General features: G+C 71.2%; 16 protein-coding genes. 3 read left to right on the top strand and 13 right to left on the bottom strand.

Annotated features, from left to right (window positions below):
- Positions 1-21: 21 nt before the first annotated feature.
- From ACFXGI_RS24565 to ACFXGI_RS24535, 7 genes are all read right to left on the bottom strand, one after another.
- Positions 22-417 carry a YybH family protein gene (locus tag ACFXGI_RS24565; RefSeq protein ID WP_384710415.1) on the bottom strand — a complete coding sequence of 132 codons (396 nt, stop codon included), beginning with the start codon at positions 415-417 and terminating at the stop codon, positions 22-24.
- 131 nt (positions 418-548) lie between these two features.
- Positions 549-1,352 carry an arylamine N-acetyltransferase gene (locus ACFXGI_RS24560; protein ID WP_384710412.1) on the bottom strand — a complete coding sequence of 268 codons (804 nt, stop codon included), beginning with the start codon at positions 1,350-1,352 and terminating at the stop codon, positions 549-551.
- Positions 1,349-1,963: an NAD(P)H-dependent oxidoreductase gene (locus ACFXGI_RS24555; RefSeq protein WP_229337245.1), complete on the bottom strand. Its 615-nt coding sequence runs from the start codon at positions 1,961-1,963 to the stop codon at positions 1,349-1,351. Before ACFXGI_RS24555 ends, ACFXGI_RS24560 begins: the two co-directional genes overlap by 4 nt.
- A 109-nt stretch (positions 1,964-2,072) precedes the next feature.
- On the bottom strand, positions 2,073-3,245 hold the full coding sequence (locus ACFXGI_RS24550; protein ID WP_384710409.1) for an MFS transporter: 1,173 nt from the start codon (positions 3,243-3,245) through the stop codon (positions 2,073-2,075).
- Positions 3,246-3,418: 173 nt separating this feature from the next.
- Positions 3,419-4,000, bottom strand: coding sequence for an NADPH-dependent FMN reductase (locus ACFXGI_RS24545; protein ID WP_384710406.1), 582 nt, complete (start codon positions 3,998-4,000; stop codon positions 3,419-3,421).
- An 87-nt stretch (positions 4,001-4,087) separates the two neighbouring features.
- Positions 4,088-4,561: a deaminase gene (locus ACFXGI_RS24540; RefSeq protein WP_384710403.1), complete on the bottom strand. Its 474-nt coding sequence runs from the start codon at positions 4,559-4,561 to the stop codon at positions 4,088-4,090.
- Positions 4,558-5,247, bottom strand: coding sequence for a RibD family protein (locus ACFXGI_RS24535; protein WP_384710400.1), 690 nt, complete (start codon positions 5,245-5,247; stop codon positions 4,558-4,560). The genes ACFXGI_RS24540 and ACFXGI_RS24535 overlap by 4 nt, the downstream gene beginning before the upstream one ends.
- A gap of 234 nt (positions 5,248-5,481) precedes the next feature.
- Here ACFXGI_RS24535 and ACFXGI_RS24530 point away from each other — a divergent pair, with 234 nt between their 5' ends.
- Positions 5,482-7,011, top strand: coding sequence for an FAD-binding oxidoreductase (locus ACFXGI_RS24530; RefSeq protein WP_384710398.1), 1,530 nt, complete (start codon positions 5,482-5,484; stop codon positions 7,009-7,011).
- Between the two features lie 199 nt (positions 7,012-7,210).
- Here ACFXGI_RS24530 and ACFXGI_RS24525 read toward each other — a convergent pair whose 3' ends face one another.
- Both ACFXGI_RS24525 and ACFXGI_RS24520 read right to left on the bottom strand, forming a co-directional pair.
- Positions 7,211-7,918: a hypothetical protein gene (locus tag ACFXGI_RS24525; protein WP_384710395.1), complete on the bottom strand. Its 708-nt coding sequence runs from the start codon at positions 7,916-7,918 to the stop codon at positions 7,211-7,213.
- Positions 7,919-8,001: 83 nt separating this feature from the next.
- Entirely contained in the window at positions 8,002-8,325 is a 324-nt protein-coding gene (locus tag ACFXGI_RS24520) for a hypothetical protein (RefSeq protein ID WP_384710392.1), read from the bottom strand.
- Positions 8,326-9,445: 1,120 nt separating this feature from the next.
- On the opposite strand from ACFXGI_RS24520, the gene ACFXGI_RS24515 reads away from it, so the two are divergent.
- Positions 9,446-9,718, top strand: a complete 273-nt coding sequence (locus tag ACFXGI_RS24515) for a DUF1876 domain-containing protein (protein ID WP_366103737.1) — start codon at positions 9,446-9,448, stop codon at positions 9,716-9,718.
- Between the two features lie 198 nt (positions 9,719-9,916).
- On the opposite strand, the gene ACFXGI_RS24510 is transcribed toward ACFXGI_RS24515, so the two are convergent.
- Together ACFXGI_RS24510 and argS are read right to left on the bottom strand one after the other, a co-directional pair.
- Entirely contained in the window at positions 9,917-10,654 is a 738-nt protein-coding gene (locus ACFXGI_RS24510) for a hypothetical protein (RefSeq protein ID WP_384710389.1), read from the bottom strand.
- A gap of 139 nt (positions 10,655-10,793) precedes the next feature.
- Positions 10,794-12,566 carry an arginine--tRNA ligase gene (gene argS / locus ACFXGI_RS24505; protein WP_384710386.1) on the bottom strand — a complete coding sequence of 591 codons (1,773 nt, stop codon included), beginning with the start codon at positions 12,564-12,566 and terminating at the stop codon, positions 10,794-10,796.
- Between the two features lie 181 nt (positions 12,567-12,747).
- Here argS and lysS point away from each other — a divergent pair, with 181 nt between their 5' ends.
- Positions 12,748-14,487 (top strand): lysine--tRNA ligase, encoded by a 1,740-nt coding sequence (gene lysS, locus ACFXGI_RS24500; protein WP_384710383.1) that lies wholly within the window; start codon positions 12,748-12,750, stop codon positions 14,485-14,487.
- 90 nt (positions 14,488-14,577) lie between these two features.
- On the opposite strand, the gene ACFXGI_RS24495 is transcribed toward lysS, so the two are convergent.
- Positions 14,578-15,957: a DUF2637 domain-containing protein gene (locus ACFXGI_RS24495; protein WP_384710380.1), complete on the bottom strand. Its 1,380-nt coding sequence runs from the start codon at positions 15,955-15,957 to the stop codon at positions 14,578-14,580.
- A 136-nt stretch (positions 15,958-16,093) separates the two neighbouring features.
- The gene (locus ACFXGI_RS24490; RefSeq protein ID WP_384710377.1) at positions 16,094-16,873 is read right to left on the bottom strand and encodes a DUF3558 family protein; all 780 of its coding nucleotides are present in this window, start codon (positions 16,871-16,873) and stop codon (positions 16,094-16,096) included.
- Positions 16,874-16,938 lie beyond the last annotated feature (65 nt).

The raw sequence follows: 16,938 nt of genomic DNA, 5'->3' as shown, positions 1-16,938 counted from the left end.
ATCTCTCTTGTCTTGTGGGATTCAGGGCTTCGCGCTTTCGCGGTCGGTTCCCGGCGGGTTGTCAATGGCATAACGCCAGGATCCGTCCGCGCCGCGGCGCACCACATCCGTGGCCGTGCCTTCGTGGAGGACGGAAGTTCCGTCCGGCTTGACGCCCTTGATCAGATAGTCACACAGCAGAAGCGCCAAGTCGTCGTATTCGTAGCAGTGGCGCACCGTCAATTTCATCGGAATGCCGAGTGACATGAAGCTGCGGGTCGCATCGCGCCGGCCCTCGCCCGTGACGACCTCGCCAGGGGTCAGCACGCGTACCGCCCCGGGCTCGAAGAGGCTGTCGATCGCCTCTATGTCGCGGGCGTTGAAAGCGCGCAGGAACGCATCGGGCAGTTCGGCCGGTGCCGTGACGAGTGTGGTCATGGTGACTCCTGGGAGGGGGGAAGGAGATACCTGGCGGAGGCGGGGGAGGTGGAGCGCGCACCGCGAAGGAGTGGGGATCCGGCGGCACGCGTCGGGGAGGGGCGGTGGGGACACGGGGTGGGGGCCCGCGGCTACTCGACGGCGATGCCGGGCGAGCCCTCGGGGCGTACCGGCTCGTCGGGCAGCCGGTCCAGCGTCATTCCGAAGTGCTTGTGGTAGGCCTCGAACACCTCGGTGTCGTCGGCGAGGTGCTCCACGGTGAACTCGCCGTGGACGCGCTTGGTCAGCGTGTGGCCCTTCAGCGTGATCCGGCCCTCGACCGTCGGCAGCGAGCAGAACACGTCCTGCATGAACGGCGAGTCCGGGCAGGTGCGGAACCACCACAGCGACGGCCGGAACTCACCCAGCTCACGCGCCCGGCCGTCGACCCGGTACATCGGATCGCCGTCCAGGAACAGGTCGAACTCGCCCTGCCGCTCCGGCCCGAAGGCGAACGCGCCCTGCGGGTCGTACTGCACCTCCTCGGTGCCCAGCAGCAGCGGCCGGCGCGCGTTGCGCCGGAAGCCCACGTCCACCAGGTACGCCGACCCGTCGACCGTCACACGCAGCATCAGGTGGCCCAGCGGAGCGCCGAGCCCGCCCGGCCGGTGGACCCGCGCCGAGAGGATCTCCACCTGGAAGCCGAGGGCCTCCAGCAGCATCCCGAAGGCCGGGTTCACCTCGTAGCAGGCACCGCCGCGGCCCTGGTGCACGATCTTGTCGACGGCCCGCTCGTCCAGGTGGATCTCCTGGCCGAGGTGGTAGTCGAGGTTCTCGAACGGCACGGTCAGCACGTGCCGCTCGGTCAGCTCGGCCAGCGCCGCCAGGTCCGCCTTCGCGGGGCGCGAGGCGCCGATCCGGGCCAGGTACGCCGTGGCGAGCCCGTTGTCGATCACCGGGCGTCCAGCGTCTTGATCACGGAGGCGACCTCGAGCGTACGGCGCGCCTGGAAGGCCGCGGCCTCCAGGTTCTCCTCCGGGACCTGGCCCGGGTTGCCGCCGACCACGGCGGAGGCGCCGTACGGGTTGCCGTTCTTCGGCTTGTAGAGGACCGGGTCGGTCGAACCGGTGGAGACGATGAGCGAACCCCAGTGGGTGATCGCGTTGTGCAGGGCGAGGATCGCGGAGACCTGGCCGCCGTGGGCCGCCGAGCCGGACGCGAAGGCGGAGACCGCCTTGTTCAGCAGCTTGCCCTCGATCGACAGCTTCGACGTGGAGTTGATGAAGTGCATCAGCTGCGGGGCGGCGAGACCGAAGTGCACCGGGGTGCCGATCAGGATGCCGTCCGCCCACTCCAGGTCCGCGAGGGTCACCACGGGGATGTCCTTGGTGGCGTTCTGGAAGTCGGATGCGCCGTCGCGGCTCGCGGCCTCGCCGTTCGGGGCGATCTCGGCGACCCGCAGCAGGCGGACCTCCGCGCCCTCCTTCTCGGCCGCGGTGGCGGCGGCCTCGGCGAGCTTGTGGGTGGAGCCGGTGGACGAGTAGTAGATGACAGCGATGTTCGTCATGACGAGATGCACTCCCTTTCGACCGCCCCCGCTCGTTTCCGGTTTTCGACTGCCGGGGCCTTTGAGTTGATCCTGTTCCGTGCCCGGCGCCCCATCGAGGGCGCCGGCTCTAGTCCGTCACGTACGCCGCCCGGCGCCGGCGGCGGCCGGTCACGACCAGCAGCACCACGCAGCAGCCCAGCAGCGCGGACATGAACAGCCCGACACCCCTGACCTCGCCGAACGCGAGCGGGACCTGTGCGCCCACCCCGCCGCCGATGTTGAGCGTGAACCCGTACAGGGCCGTGGCGGTGACTCCGTGGGCCACGCCCGCCGTCGCGCCGATCTCCTGCACCACGGCAGGACCGATCGCCGCCAGGCCCAGCATGAACACGAACATCGCCCCGGCCAGCCCGGCGGCCGTACCGCCGAACAGCCCGGCGCCGCAGATCCCCGTAGCCGCCACGGCGAACGCCCCGGCACCGCGCGTGCGGGCCGGGATCCGGCTCAGCAGCGGGGCCACCAGCACGCCCAGCACCAGCGCCGGGATGGCCGTGGCCCGCAGCGTCAGCATCGCCTGGCCGTCACCGACCAGCGAGGCCGGACCGTAGAGCTGCACACTCGTGTAAACGGCGGTCAGGGTGCTGGAGCAGGTGAGCCCGACGATGTACAGGGGCAGCAGCCGCAGCCACATCCGCCGGGTGGCTCCGCGATCCGCCGGCGCGGCAGCCCCTCCGGAGGCGCCGCCGGCCGTGGCCCGCGCCGGATCCTGGGACGACAGCACCCGGCGCAGGATCTGCGCGCCCACCAGCAGCAGCGGCGCGGTCACCCAGAACGTGCCCCGCCAGCCGACGACGGCGGCCAGCAGCTGCGATTCCACCTGACCCGCGACGATGGTCCCCGCCATGCAGGCGGAGACGATCGTCAGCGCGGTCGGCAGCTTCGAAGCCGGCATGTGCGTGTTCAGGTACGCGTAGACCAGCGGTACGTACACGCCGGCGAACACCCCCTGTCCGGCCCGCAGCGCCAGCCCCGCGCCGAAGGAGTCCGCCAGCGGCACGCACGCGGTCGCCACCGCCAGCGCGCTCACCCCGGCCACCAGCACCGTCCGGGTGCCGAACCGCCGGGCCAGCGGCCCGCTGAACAGCGAGACGATCGCGTACGTCACCGCGTACGCCGAGGTGGCCCAGGTGGCCGACGCCTGGTCCACCCCCCAGGCCCGCCCTATGTCGGGCAGCAGCGGGATCGCCACGTACAACTGCCCCACCACCAGCATCCCGAGCAGGGAGATGGCCGTGATCACACCCCGGACCGACCCCCCCTCCTCGGGGGCGGCCGGTCCGGTCGCGCCTTTGTGTGACGGGGCCCGGTGCGGGGCGGTGGGCCGGGCAGAGGTCGTGTGCGGACTCATCGTTCCTCCTGGAGCTGCGGTGCACCCCGGGAGGGTGGGCCGGGCCGGGCGTGGTGGGTCGGCGCTCAGCCGCCGTACGGCTTCTGGGCCTTCTTGTCCTTCAGCGCGGTACCCCACCACTCAAGGGCGTCCAGGAGGGTCTTGGCCGCGGCCTCCGCCTCGGTCGGGTCGATGAGGTTGCCCGCCTCGTCGAACTGGCCCCACGGGCCGTGGAAACCGACGGTGTCGCGGACCGTCACCGAGTGGGTCTCGGCGAAGATCTGGCGCAGGTGCTCGACGGCGCGCATGCCGCCCGCGAGGCCGCCGTAGCCGACGAAGCCGACCGGCTTGGCGTGCCACTCGGTGGTGTGCCAGTCGATCAGCGACTTGAGCGAGGCGGGGTAGGAGTGGTTGTACTCCGGGGTGACGACGACGAACGCGTCGGCGGCGGCCAGCCGCGGGGACACCGCGGAAAGCTGCGCCTGGACCTCCAGGTCCGGCGACTGCGACAGCCGGTTCGGCAGGTCGTGCTCGATCAGGTCGATCACGTCGATGTCCAGGCTCTGCCGCTCACGCGCGACACCGGTGAACCAGTTGGCGATGACCGGGCCGAACCGGCCGTCACGGACACTTGCGACGATGACTGCGACGCGGAGCGGCTCAGACATTGAAAAATACCTCCGGATGAGTGCGAGCTAGCGGTGCCCACTTTTTGCGCCACGAGCCGCGCGGACAACGCCGCATGCGCGAGTACGTCAACTCCCCGGCCCCGCCGTCCACAGGTGTGCGTTGGCCTTCCGGGCCTCCCCGGCCAGCCGCGCCAGCTCCACGACCTCGATCCCGGCCGCGCGCAGATCGGCCACGCCCGTGCACGCCGCCACGAACAGCGCCGGCTCCCGCCAGGCGATGGCCACCCGGCGCACCCCGGCCGCGATCACCAGACGGGCGCACGGATCCGGCCGCGAGCGCCGCTCCGAGCAGGGCTCCAGCGTCGAGTAGAGCGTCGCCCCACTCAGGCGGTCATCGCCCGGCGCGAGCTTGGCCAGCGCCGACTCCTCCGCGTGCACGCTCGGGTCGCCCTCGCGGCTGTACCCGTACGCCAGCTCCATCCCGGCGCCGTCCACGAGCACCGCACCCACCGAGTACGCGCCCGGGCTGGGCGGGCACAGCCGCGACAGGGCGATCGCCCGGCGCATCCACTCCTCGTCCGACAGGTACAGCGGGGTCACAGGGCACGCTCCTTCGGCGCGTAGCGCAGTACGACGGCGTCGCCCGCCACCCGCGCGTCCAGCAGTCTCATCCGCGCGGCCGGCCCGCCCGGGAACTCGGCCCCGCCCACCAGCCGCGGCGCACCCTCCTGGCCCACCAGCAGCGGGGCCACGGCAACCTGCAGCTCGTCGGCCAGGTCCAGGGCGAGCAGCTGCGTGTGCACGGACGTGCCGCCCTCCACCATCAGGCGCCCGACACCGCGCCGCCCGAGCACGTCGAGCACCCGCGCCCAGTCCAGCTCCGGCCCGGTGCCCACCACCTCGGCGAGACCGCCGAGGGCCGCGCGCAGCGGCCCGGCGCTCGCGTCCACGGTGAACACCAGCTTCTCGCCGCCGCAGTGCCAGAAGCGCAGCCCGGGATCGAGCCAGGGCGACGCGGTGACGGTGACCTTGAGCGGATCCGCCGGTGCGCCGCGGTCGACCCGGGCGGCCCGCCGCCGCGGATCGCCCACCAGCAGCCGCGGATTGTCCTTCCGTACGGTGCTCGCGCCCACCAGCAGCGCGTCACAGGACGCCCGCACGGCATCCACCCGGTCGAAGTCCTCCGGGGACGACAGCAGCAGCCGGTCGGGGCTCGCGTCGTCGAGCCGCCCGTCCACGCTCATCGCGGCGGACAACAGGACGTACGGCCTGCGCGCACTGCCCATGCGGACGTCACCCCTCCTTGCACCCTGCTCGTCGGTCGGGGCGTCACCGTAGGCGGCGCCCCTCGGCCAACTTGCGGGCCGCGGACCGAGTACGTCAGCTCGGCCCGGGTGCACCGCCGGGTAGTGACGGATTCCGGATAGTCGTGGCGGGAACCGTGCGTTCCTGACCGAGGCTGCACGCACTCGACCGAAAGCCTCGTCCTGGGTGCCAGGACTGAACGGAGTGTGGTTCACGTGCTCAGCAGACGCTCGCTCATACGCGCCGGTGCCAGCGTCGGGGCGGCCGCCGCACTGACCGCCGGAACCGGTGGCCTGATGCTGGCGCAGGCTGCCGGCGCCACCCCGTGGAAGATCCTGCAGGGCCGGCTGTCAGGCCGGCTGGTCCTGCCCGGTGACGCCACGTACGAGACGGCCAAGCAGCTGCAGCTGGCCCAGTTCGACGTGATCCACCCGCAGGCCATCGCCTACTGCACCAGCGAGGCCGACGTGGCCGCGTGCATCCGGTTCGCCCAGGACTACGGCCTCGCCCCCGCGGTGCGCAGCGGCGGCCACAGCCAGGCCGGCTACTCGACCACGCCGGGCCTGGTCATCGACGTCTCGAAGCTCAACCACGTCCGCCCCGGCGACACCGTCCACCTGGGACCGGGCAGCCAGGGCGTCGACGTCCTCAACTCCCTCGCCCCGTACGACATCCAGGTGGCGGCCGGCACGTGTCCCACCGTCGCGGTCGGCGGCTGGCTCCAGGGCGGCGGCCTCGGCTACGCCACCCGCAAGTTCGGCATGGGCGCCGACCGGCTGGTGTCGGCCCGCGTCGTCCTGGCCAACGGGCGGACCGTACGGGCCTCGGAGACCGAGAACCCGGACCTGTACTGGGGCCTGCGCGGCGGTGGCGGCGGCAACTTCGGCGTCGTGACCGACTTCGAGGTGCAGCCGGCCCAGATCCCCTCGCTCACCACGTACAACCTCAACTTCGCCTGGTCGGACGCCGTCCAGGTGATCCTGGCCTGGCAGGACTGGATCGCGACCGCGCCCCGCGAGCTCTCCGCGGAGCTGCTGTTCCTGCTCTCCACGGACGCCCCGCAGGGCACCGAGCCGTACGTCGTCCTCACCGGCGGCTACGCCGGCCCGAAGGCCGACGCCGACCGGGTCCTCGACCAGCTCGTCGCGGCCGCCGGCCGGCCCACGACCTCGCGCACGGTCGTCGAAGCGCCGTACCGCGAGGCGATGATGAACGTCTTCGGCTGCGGCACGAAGACCGTCGACCAGTGCCACCGGATCGGCTACTCGCCCGAGGCGCAGCTGACGCGCGACAACTACTCCCTGGGCCGCAACAACTTCTTCGCCCGCGGCTGGACCCGCGCCAACGCCGAGGCGGCCCTGGCGGCCTTCACGGCCGACTTCCGGCCGGGCCAGTTCCGCTTCCTGGGCCTCTTCGCCTACGCGGGCAAGGTCAACGACGTCGCCCCGACGGCCACGGCCTTCGTGCACCGCGACTCGCTCTTCAACGCGGGGTACTCGGTGGGCCTGACCAGCCCGAGCCTCACGCAGGAGGACAAGGACCGGGGCCAGGCCTGGGTCGACAGGGGCTTCAACACCGTGGAGCCGTACGCGGCCTCGCTGCACCAGTCGTACCAGAACTACATGGACCCGGCCCTGACCAACTGGCGCGACGCCTACTACGGCCGGAACTACTCCCGCCTCCGCTCGGTCAAGCGCGCCTACGACCCGAACCGCTTCTTCCGCTTCGCGCAGGGCATCGACTGAGGGAGGGGCGGGCCGGGGCGCCGCCCCGCACCCCGGCGGCCGGGTCAGCGCAACGGCCAGACGTGCGCCGACCCGGCGGGGAGCCCGGCCCGCCAGACCCGTGACCAGACCTGCCACCATCTCGGCTTCCTGTTCCTACCCATGCCGGGCAGGGTAGGCAGGGGCCGGGCGGGGGTTCACGGAGCGGCGGAGGAATCTGTCACTCCGCGGTCTGCGGGGCCGTTCGCCGCAGCCGGTACCGGTGGAGCCGGAGGGCGGCGTACGCCACGAACGGCACCGCGACCACGGGAACGGCCCACCAGGGAAGCCCGATCAGGTAGGCGGCGACGGCAACTCCGAGACAGGCCAGCGCCGAGCCGATGAGCAGGGGCATCCCGAGCGCCCGCCACGTCCACGGCCCGCGCCCGCCGGCCCCGGCCAGCCAGGCGGCCGCGAAACCGAGCCCGAGGGCGGCGAGCAGCCCCGTGAAGGTGGCGAGGCCCGCGCCGATCTGGGCGTCGTCGCGGGGCTCGTCGGCGGTGCCCTGCCGGATGTCCTCCTTGGCGACGGTCATGATCCGGCCGCGCCACACGGTGGCGGACACCTGATCGCCGGGCTCCAGCCGCGAGAGCAGCGGCCCGGGGTCCCCGAACCGCACGACGGCCGTCCAGGCGTCCGGGCTGGAGAGCGTCGCCTCGAACTTGCCGCCCTTGCCCTTCTTGACCACCGTGTGGTCGACGGCGAGGGGGAGGGTACGGATGCAGTCGCCGGCGGGACAAGGCCGGGCGGCGGCGTAGTCCTCGTACCGCCGGATGCCGTCCGGCAGCCCCACCGTGAACAGCAGCCCGCAGACCAGCGCCGGTATCAGCGACAGGACGGCCAGTAACACCCCGACCAGCCGCCCGGATCCGCTCTTGCTCTCGGTCACCACAAGCCTCCCCCGTACGCACGTTCGCTCCCCACAGCCTCCACGTCCGCGCAAGCAGGGGCAAATGCCTTGACCGGCGCGCCTCATGGGCGGGCGGGGTTGACGCCCCGGATGGTCCGGAAGACGGCCTCGTGGAGGTGGAGCGCGCCGGAGCCCCGGAGGGTGACCATGGCGGTGCAGACGGGGTCGAGGAAGGTGACGGACCGCCGGTAGAAGAGGATGCGGATCACTTGGAGGTCGATCTCGGCGGCCGACCCGGGGATGCTGCGAAAGCGGGCCCCGAGCCGCACGGGCCCCTCGATGCAGCGCACGACGACGCTGACTTCGCCGTCGTCGGCGGCCTCGACCCGGTCGATGTAGAGCTCGGCGTCGGGGGCGCTGGGGGCGCTGGGCTCGGCGATGGTCACGAGCAGACGGTACGACGAAGGCACTCGGGGGTGGGCGGGGCGGGGTCTCGTCGTTCGGGGTCGGGGGTGGTGGTCGGGATCGCCGGCTGGCGGGGTCTCGTTGTCCGGTGTCAGAGGGAGTTCGGGGGTTTCCCGGCAGTCGACTGTCCTTCCGTGTCGGTCCGGGCCGTCAAGGGCGCTCCCTGCGGTCGCGTCGCTTCGCGATGTCGCTGCGCTCCACCCTTGACTGCCCGGCCCGCCCCGGAATGCCATAAGACTGCCGGGAAGCCCCCGAAGGAACGGTCACGGGGGACAGGCAAGCCCATGGGTGCGTCAGGGATGCGGACCTTGCCATCCGGTTCAGCCGCATCCGGCCTCGCCAGGACCATCGAGCCCCGGCCGGGCCGGGGGGCGCCTCAGATCGCTACGCGCTTCTCATGCCTCAGCGTCCGGCGGCCGTCTGGGGTTGGACATAAGCCGCCCAAGACCGGCACCAACCCCTCCGATAGGGCGCCTGCGGCCTGTTTGTCCCTTTTGGCAACCAATCGGGACCCACAAGGGCCCTTGCCGGAGTGAGAGGTTGGAAAGTTCGGCATCAGGCTCCGTCTCGCCCGCTTTTCGTCTCCATCGCCCGTTCATTGCTCCGGAACAGGCCGCAGACGCCGAAATAGCCGTCCGTGGATGATGTTTGGGCGGCTTATGTCCGGCCACAGGCGGTCCGGTGACGCCAAGCCGAGGGGAGCGCGTAGCGATCTGGCGCGCCCTGTCGTCATGGCCGGGGGTGGTGGTCCCGGGACGGGAACAGGACCGGCCAAGAACACCGGTCGGCATCGCTGAGGGCCCGTCCCTGCCCGGTATCCTCCCGGCCATTCCTTCGGGGGTTTCCCGGCAGTCTGTTGTCTTTCCGGGGCGGGGCGGTCGGTCAAGGGTGGCCGAAGGCCATCGCGCAGCGACGCGACCGCAGGGAGCGCCCTTGACGGACCGACCCGACACGGAAGGACAGTGGACTGACGGGACGCCCCCGGACACACCACCGACCCCGCCCCACCGGGACCCGGCCCCCCCCCGAAGCCCCCGCTCGCGTTCCCGCCGCCCCGGGCGCACCCTGGAGGCAAGGGTGACCCCCTGGAGGTGATGCACCATGCCCACACTCGTCGGGTGGCACGTGGAGCTCGAATTCACCGAGGAAGGCCACCGCACCAGCGCGGCGGCCATGGTCAGGCTCGGTGACGGCTCCGAGATGAGGGCGCACGGCTACGCCATGCGCCACCCCTCCGACCCGGAGCAGCTGCGGGTCGGGGAAGAGATCGCAGGCGCTCGCGCGCTCATGGATCTTGCGTCCCAGATGTTGCAGAAGGCCCACTCGGAGATCGACGACGCGACGGGCCGACACTCTTACCCGATCAGCCACTGACCCACTGCGCGAGGTGGGACCACGCGCTGAAAACGAGAGCGAACGAGAGCGAGAGCGAGAGAGGTGCCGTGACGGACTTTCGAGTCCCGAACGGCACCTTTCTCGCGCAAGCGGCGCGACCTCGACACAGGCGGCCGCCGAAGCCCCGCCCCCACTGGTGGGACCGGTTCAGGAACGACCGGTTCACGAACGACCGGTTCAGAAACTGATCCTGAAGATTCCGCCGAATCCCGCGCCGAGAGTCAGTACGACCACGACGAGCAGGTTCAGCGCCGTGCCCGCGTAGACCAGCACGCTGGACGGGCCGCGGAACAGGAACAGCCCGCGGATGAGGCCGAAGAGGGCCAGCAGCAGTGAAACGATCCCCAGGACGAAGGAGAAGGAGCCGTAGGCCACCGGAACCCCGAGCCGGACCCCGAGCAAGGCGAAGAGGAAGAAGAACGCGAACTGCGGCAGCCCGAGCATGAAGACCAGCCACGCGCTCGACCGGTACGGCCGGTACCCGGGCATCGGCGGGATGACCACCACCTGGGGCGCCACGGGCGCCGGTGGCCCCGAAGGCTGTTGCGGGGCCTGTTGCGGCTGGAACGCGAACTGGTTCGCCGTCACCGAGCCCAGTCCGATCGACCCCAGCGAGCTGGAGGCGCCCGCCCCGCCGCCGCCGGGCGGGACCCCGTACGCCGCCACGGCCGCCGGGCCGCCGAGCAGCTGCTCCAGCAGGTCGTTCAGGACGTCCCCGAATGCCGGGTCGCGGGAGATCTCGTCCGCCAGCACCGGCACGGCGATGGCCGTGGACGCGTCACCCGGCTCGTCGCGCAACTTCGTCAGCAGCGCGATGCCCAGCGCGCCACCGCGCAGCCGGTCCTCCACGTGGACCCGTATCCGCGCCCGGAGGGCGGACTGCGCCGGGGTGCCTCCCCCCGCGCCGGTCAGCACTCTCAGCGCGGCGCGCGCCAGCGGTAAACCCTGCCCCTGCCCATGCACCTGCACACCCTGTGAACCGTTCACGATCGGCCTCCCCTGCCGTCAGGACGGGAAGGCCGATCGTACGGAGGCGTGCGCCCCGCGAACAGGGTCAGAGACGCTCGGGAGTACGGATCCCCAGGAGGGACATGCCCTTGTTGAGCGTGCGGGCGGTCAGGTCGCACAGGAACAGGCGGTTCTCGCCGACGACGAGCTCCGGCTCCGGCTTCACGACCGGGCACTCGGTGTAGAACGTCGTGAACAGCGAGGACAGCTGGTACAGGTACGCGGCCACCTTGTGCGGGGCGTGCTCCGCGGCCGCCTCGGCGATCAGCTCGCCGAACTGGTCCAGGTGCAGGCCCAGCGCGCGCTCGGCCGGGGCCAGCTCCAGCTCCGGGTGGGCGGCCGGGGAACGGTCGCCCGCGTTGCGCAGGATGGACCGGATCCGTGCGTACGCGTACTGGAGGTACACGGACGTGTCACCGGTCAGCGAGACCATCTGGTCCAGGTCGAACTTGTAGTCGCGCGCGGCGGAGGTGGAGAGGTCCGCGTACTTGACCGCGCCGATGCCGACCTGGAGGCCGTTCTCGACGATCTCCTGCTCGCTGAGGAACCCGCGGTCCCTGTCCTTCTCCCGGACCACGGAGGTCGCCCGCTCCACGGCCTCGTCGAGGAGGTCCACCAGCCGGACGGTCTCGCCCTCACGGGTCTTGAAGGGCTTGCCGTCCTTGCCGAGGACCGTGCCGAAGGCCAGCTGCACGGCCTTGACCCCGTCGTTCAGCCAGCCCGCGCGACGGGCCGTCTCGAAGACCATCTTGAAGTGGAGCGACTGGCGGGCGTCGACCACGTAGATGAGGGTGTCCGCCTTCAGGTTCCCCACGCGGTCGCGGATCGCCGACAGGTCGGTCGCGGCGTAGCCGAAGCCGCCGTCCGACTTCTGGACGATCAGCGGGGTCGGGTTGCCGTCCGGGCCCTTGTACTCGTCGAAGAACACGCACAGCGCGCCGTTGGAGCGGACGGCGACGCCCGAGTCCTCCAGCAGCTTGCACGTCTCGACCAGCATCTCGTTGTAGCCGGACTCGCCGACGACGTCCGCGTCCTGGATGTCCATGTCCAGCTTGTCGAAGACGGAGTAGAAGTAGATCTTCGACTCGTCGACGAACCGCTGCCACATGGCGAGGGTCTGCTCGTCGCCGGCCTGGAGGTCGACGACACGCGCCCGCGCCCGAGTCTTGAACTCCTCGTCGGAGTCGAAGAGCACGCGCGAGGCCTTGTAGAGGCGGTTGAGGTTGGACATGGCCTCCTCGCCGGAGACCTCCGCGTCCGACTTGTGGTCCAGCTCGTGCGGGTGCTCCAGCAGGTACTGGATGAGCATGCCGAACTGGGTGCCCCAGTCGCCGATGTGGTGGCGCCGGACCACCTTCTCGCCCGTGAACTCCAGGATCTCCACCATCGCCGCGCCGATGACCGCGGACCGCAGGTGGCCGACGTGCATCTCCTTCGCGACGTTCGGCTGCGCGTAGTCGATGACCGTCGTGCCCGCGTTCGCGGCGTACGGGACACCGAGGCGGTCGTCGCCGGCGCGGGCGGCGAGGGTCTCGATGATCGCCCGGTCGGAGACGGTGATGTTGAGGAAGCCGGGGCCCGAGACCTCGATGTCCTTGATCAGGTCACCGGTGGGGATGGAGCCGACCACGGTCGCCGCCAGCTCGCGCGGGTTGGCCTTGGCCTTCTTCGCGAGCGCCAGGATGCCGTTGGCCTGGAAGTCGGCCCGGTCGCTTCGTCGCAGCAGCGGGTCGGCGCCACCGGCCTCCGGCAGAGCCGAGGCGAGGGCGTCGGCGACGCGCTGATTGACCGAAGAAGCGAGGGAAGGGACCGAGGCCATGAGCTGCCGTTCCTGTGAGGTCGTGCCTGAAGCTGCACTTGGTTGTTCCGACAAGCCCCGAGTATCCCACGTGGGGCCGTCCCGTTTCCCGAGATAAAGGGGGCCCGTGGGCAACCCCGGAGTGTCCCGCTCCGTCTGGGAGAATGGCGAGAAGCCAGCATTCGAGATAGAAGGACGTGTCGTGGCTCAGAGCGCCCAGAGCAGCACCGAGACCGACTGGGTCTCCCGTTTCGCGGACGAGGTCATCGCCGAGGCGGAGCGCCGAGCCCCGGGCAAAGCCGTAGTCGTCGCGTCCGGACTCTCCCCCTCCGGCCCGATCCACCTGGGCAACCTGCGCGAGGTCATGACCCCGCACCTGGTCGCCGACGAGATCCGCCGCCGCGGCTTCGAGGTCCGGCACGTGATCTCCTGGGACGACTACGACCGGTACCGCAAGGTGCCCAAGGGCATCCCCGGCGTCACCGAGGAGTCCCACGCCCAGCACATCGGCCGCCCGCTGACCGCGGTCCCCGCCCCCGAAGGCTCGGCGTACCCGAACTGGGCCGAGCACTTCAAGGCCGCCATGGTCGAGGCACTGGCCGAGCTGGGCGTCGAGTACGACCCGATCAGCCAGACCGAGCAGTACCTGGCCGGCACCTACCGCGAGCAGGTCCTGCACGCGATGAAGCACCGCGGCGACATCGACGCCGTCCTCGACCAGTACCGCACCAAGCAGAAGCCGGGCGGCAAGAAGCCCCAGCAGAAGCAGGTCGACGAGGCCGAGCTGGAGGCCGCCGAGGGCTCCGGCGCGGCGAACGAGGACGACGGCAGCGCCGAGGGCTCGGAGTACTTCCCGTACAAGCCGTACTGCGGCGCGTGCAACAAGGACTTCACCACGGTCACCTCGTACGACGATGAGACGACCGAGCTGACCTACGTCTGCACCGAGGACGACTTCACCGAGACCGTCAAGCTGTCGGAGTTCAACCGCGGCAAGCTGGTCTGGAAGGTCGACTGGCCGATGCGCTGGGCCTTCGAGGGCGTCATCTTCGAGCCCTCGGGCGTCGACCACTCCTCGCCCGGCTCGTCCTTCCAGGTCGGCGGGCAGATCGTGCACCTCTTCGGCGCCGAGCAGCCGATCGGACCGATGTACGCGTTCGTCGGCATCAGCGGCATGGCGAAGATGTCCTCGTCGAAGGGCGGGGTCCCGACCCCGGCCGACGCGCTGAAGATCATGGAGCCGCAGCTGCTGCGCTGGCTGTACGCGCGCCGCAAGCCGAACCAGTCCTTCAAGATCGCCTTCGACCAGGAGATCCAGCGGCTCTACGACGAGTGGGACAAGCTGGAGTCCAAGGTCGCCGACGGCTCGGTGCTGCCGGCCGATGCCGCCGCGCACACCCGTGCGGTACGCGTCGCCTCGCACGAGCTGCCGCGCACCCCGCGGCCGCTGCCGTACCGGACGCTCGCGTCGGTCGTGGACATCACCGCCGGGCACGACGAGCAGACCCTGCGCATCCTGGCCGACCTGGACCCGTCGCAGCCGCTCACCTCCCTCGACGAGGTACGGCCGCGCCTGGACCGCGCCGAGAACTGGATCACCACCCAGGTCCCGGCCGACCAGCGGACGCTGGTGCGGGAGTCCGCCGACACCGAGCTGCTGTCGTCCCTGGACGACGAGGGCCGCGAGTCGCTGCGGCTGCTCCTGGAGGGCCTCGACTCCCACTGGTCGCTGGACGGACTCACCACCCTCGTCTACGGCGTGCCGAAGGTGATGGCGGGCCTGGAGCCGGACGCGAAGCCCACGCCGGAGCTGAAGGTCGCGCAGCGCACGTTCTTCGCACTCCTGTACCGCCTGCTCGTGACCCGGGAGACCGGCCCGCGCCTGCCCACCCTGCTCCTCGCCGTGGGCGCGGACCGGGTCCGCAAGCTGCTCGCCGCCTGAGCACCAGCCGCCGCGCCGGTACGTGAAGGGCCCGCACCCCGAGGGGGTGCGGGCCCTTCCGGCTGCCGGAGCGGATGAGGCCGGTGCGGTCTACGGGATGTGCTCGTTCTCCAGATCGCGCTGGTAGCGCTGCTTCAGCTCGGGCATCAGCCGGCTGATCGTCCTGAAGGCCAGCGGGTGGTTTATCCCGTGGCGGTCCGAGAGGTATATGTCGACCTGCTCGGGGCTCGGCACCTTGCCGTTCTCCTCGATGTAGGTCCGGAAGACCTCGTACGCGGCCTCCGTGAACTTCGCCTCGTCGATGTCCGAGAGGGCGTCACCGGCTTCCGCCCCGGCTTCCCGGCGGGGAGCCGGCAGCTGCTCCCGCACCGGCTGCTGCTGCTCCTGCACCGGCTGCTCGTACTGCTCCGGGACCTGCTGCTGGAACTGCCGCGGGTCCTGCTCCTGGTCCGGGCCTGCCGGGGGCATGACCGGGGTCGGCTCCAGCCCCTCCACGTACTGCGGGTTGTAGCCGCCCTCGTACGCCGCCTGCGGGGCCAGCGGCGCCGCGAACCAGGCGCTGTCGTGCGCCGCGGGCATCGCCGTCGGGTCCACCGCGAAGGGCAGCGGGGCGTGCGCCACCGGGGCGGGGCCCGGGACCGGGGCGGGGCCCGGGACCGGGGCGGGCCGCGCGGCCTGCGGCTCCGGACCCTCCTGCGCGGCCGCCGTCTCCAGCGCCGGAGCCGGTGACGCCGCCCCCGGCGCGCTCGCCGCCCCCGCCGCGATGGCCGCCGCCGGAGGCAGCAGCAGCGGGTCGATGCCCGCCGCCGCCAGGCCCTCGGGGGCCGTCTGGGAGAGGGGGACGCCGATGCGGGCCAGGCGGAGCGGCATCAGCGCCTCCACCGGGGCCTTGCGGCGCCACGCGCGGCCGTACCGGGCCTGGAGCCGCGCCTGGTAGATCAGCCGGTCCTGCTCCATGCCGACCGCCTGCTCGTACGACCGCAGCTCCCACAGCTTCATCCGGCGCCACAGTTTGAACGTCGGCAGCGGCGACAGCAGCCACCGCGTGATGCGGACACCCTCCATGTGCCGGTCCGCGGTGATGTCCGCGATCCGGCCCACCGCGTGCCGGGCCGCCTCCACCGTGACCACGAACAGGATCGGGATCACGGCGTGCATGCCCACGCCCAGCGGGTCCGGCCAGGCCGCCGCGCCGTTGAACGCGATCGTCGCCGCGGTCAGCAGCCACGCCGTCTGGCGCAGCAGCGGGAACGGGATCCGGATCCACGTCAGCAGCAGGTCCAGCGCCAGCAGCACGCAGATGCCCATGTCGATGCCTATCGGGAACACCAGCGAGAAGTTCCCGAACCCCTTCTGCAGGGCGAGCGCGCGGACCGCGGCGTACGAACCGGCGAAACCGATCCCCGCGATGACCACGGCTCCTGCGACCACGACGCCGATGAGTATCCGGTGCGTACGAGTCAGCTGCATCGCGGCCACCCGCGATCCCCTCCCCTTGTCGAGCTATGGCAGGCACAGCGTACGGGTGCCCGCACAGGTGACTGAATGTCAGCCTCCCATTAGGCGCCCGCCACGCCGCCCGCCGCGCCGCCCGGACCCGCCGCGCCTACTGCGCGGAGGGAGAAGCCTGCTGCTCAGGCTGCTGCTGAGCCGGCTGCTGCTGCTGGTTGGCGGTGGCGACCGAAGCCACCGCCTCCTTCGCCGCGGCGATCGCGTTCTCGAGCAGCTTGGCCTGATCCGGAGCGCCGGCACCCTCGTACGCCGCACCGTTGTAGTCGAGCGTGATCACGGCGTTCTGCGTGCGCGCCACGATCGTCGTGTTGAAGAAGTCCACGTCCTTCTTCACGCCGTACACGATCGACGACGCCTGGTCGCCGACCCCGCCGGCCTGCTCGACCTTGACGTTCTGCGCGCCCTCGGTCGCCTTCGCGGTCTCGACCTGCTTGTTGAACTGGTCCTCGGCGCGCTTGTTCGCGCCGCCGAGCGAGGAGTGCGACTCGTAGCGGACCAGGGAGATCGACAGCCAGCGGTACTGCGAGCCCTTCAGGCCGTCCTCGTCCAGGCCGTTCCAGGAGCAGCTGGCACGGGAGGCCAGGTCGTTCGACTTGGTCGCGGTGCCGTTCTTGTCCTTCGCCTCCGGGACGAGGGTCTCGATCGTCTTCGTCTGGATCGACTTGCACGGGTCGGGCAGCGTCGCGAACGCCGCCTTCTCCAGCGCGGCCGAAGCCTTGCCGCTCGGCTTGGCGGAGGAGGACGCGCCGGGCTTCTTGTCGCCGCCCGAAGCGGAGTCCTTGCCCGAGTCGGACGAACAGCCGGCGACGGTGAGGATCACCGGGACGGCTGCGCAGGCGAGAACGCGAGTGAGGCGCGAGGCAGATCGGTGCATGGTTCCTTCAGTCAGTACGTTGTGGGCGCGTTCTTTGGACGCGGTGCGGACTCGGTTCGGACTCG

Origin of the sequence: Streptomyces sp. NPDC059355 (assembly GCF_042752335.1) — a bacterium.
In the GTDB taxonomy this organism is placed as follows: domain Bacteria; phylum Actinomycetota; class Actinomycetes; order Streptomycetales; family Streptomycetaceae; genus Streptomyces.
The sequence above is the reverse complement of the archived record's forward strand: the minus strand, read 5'-3'. Positions and strand labels throughout refer to the sequence as shown.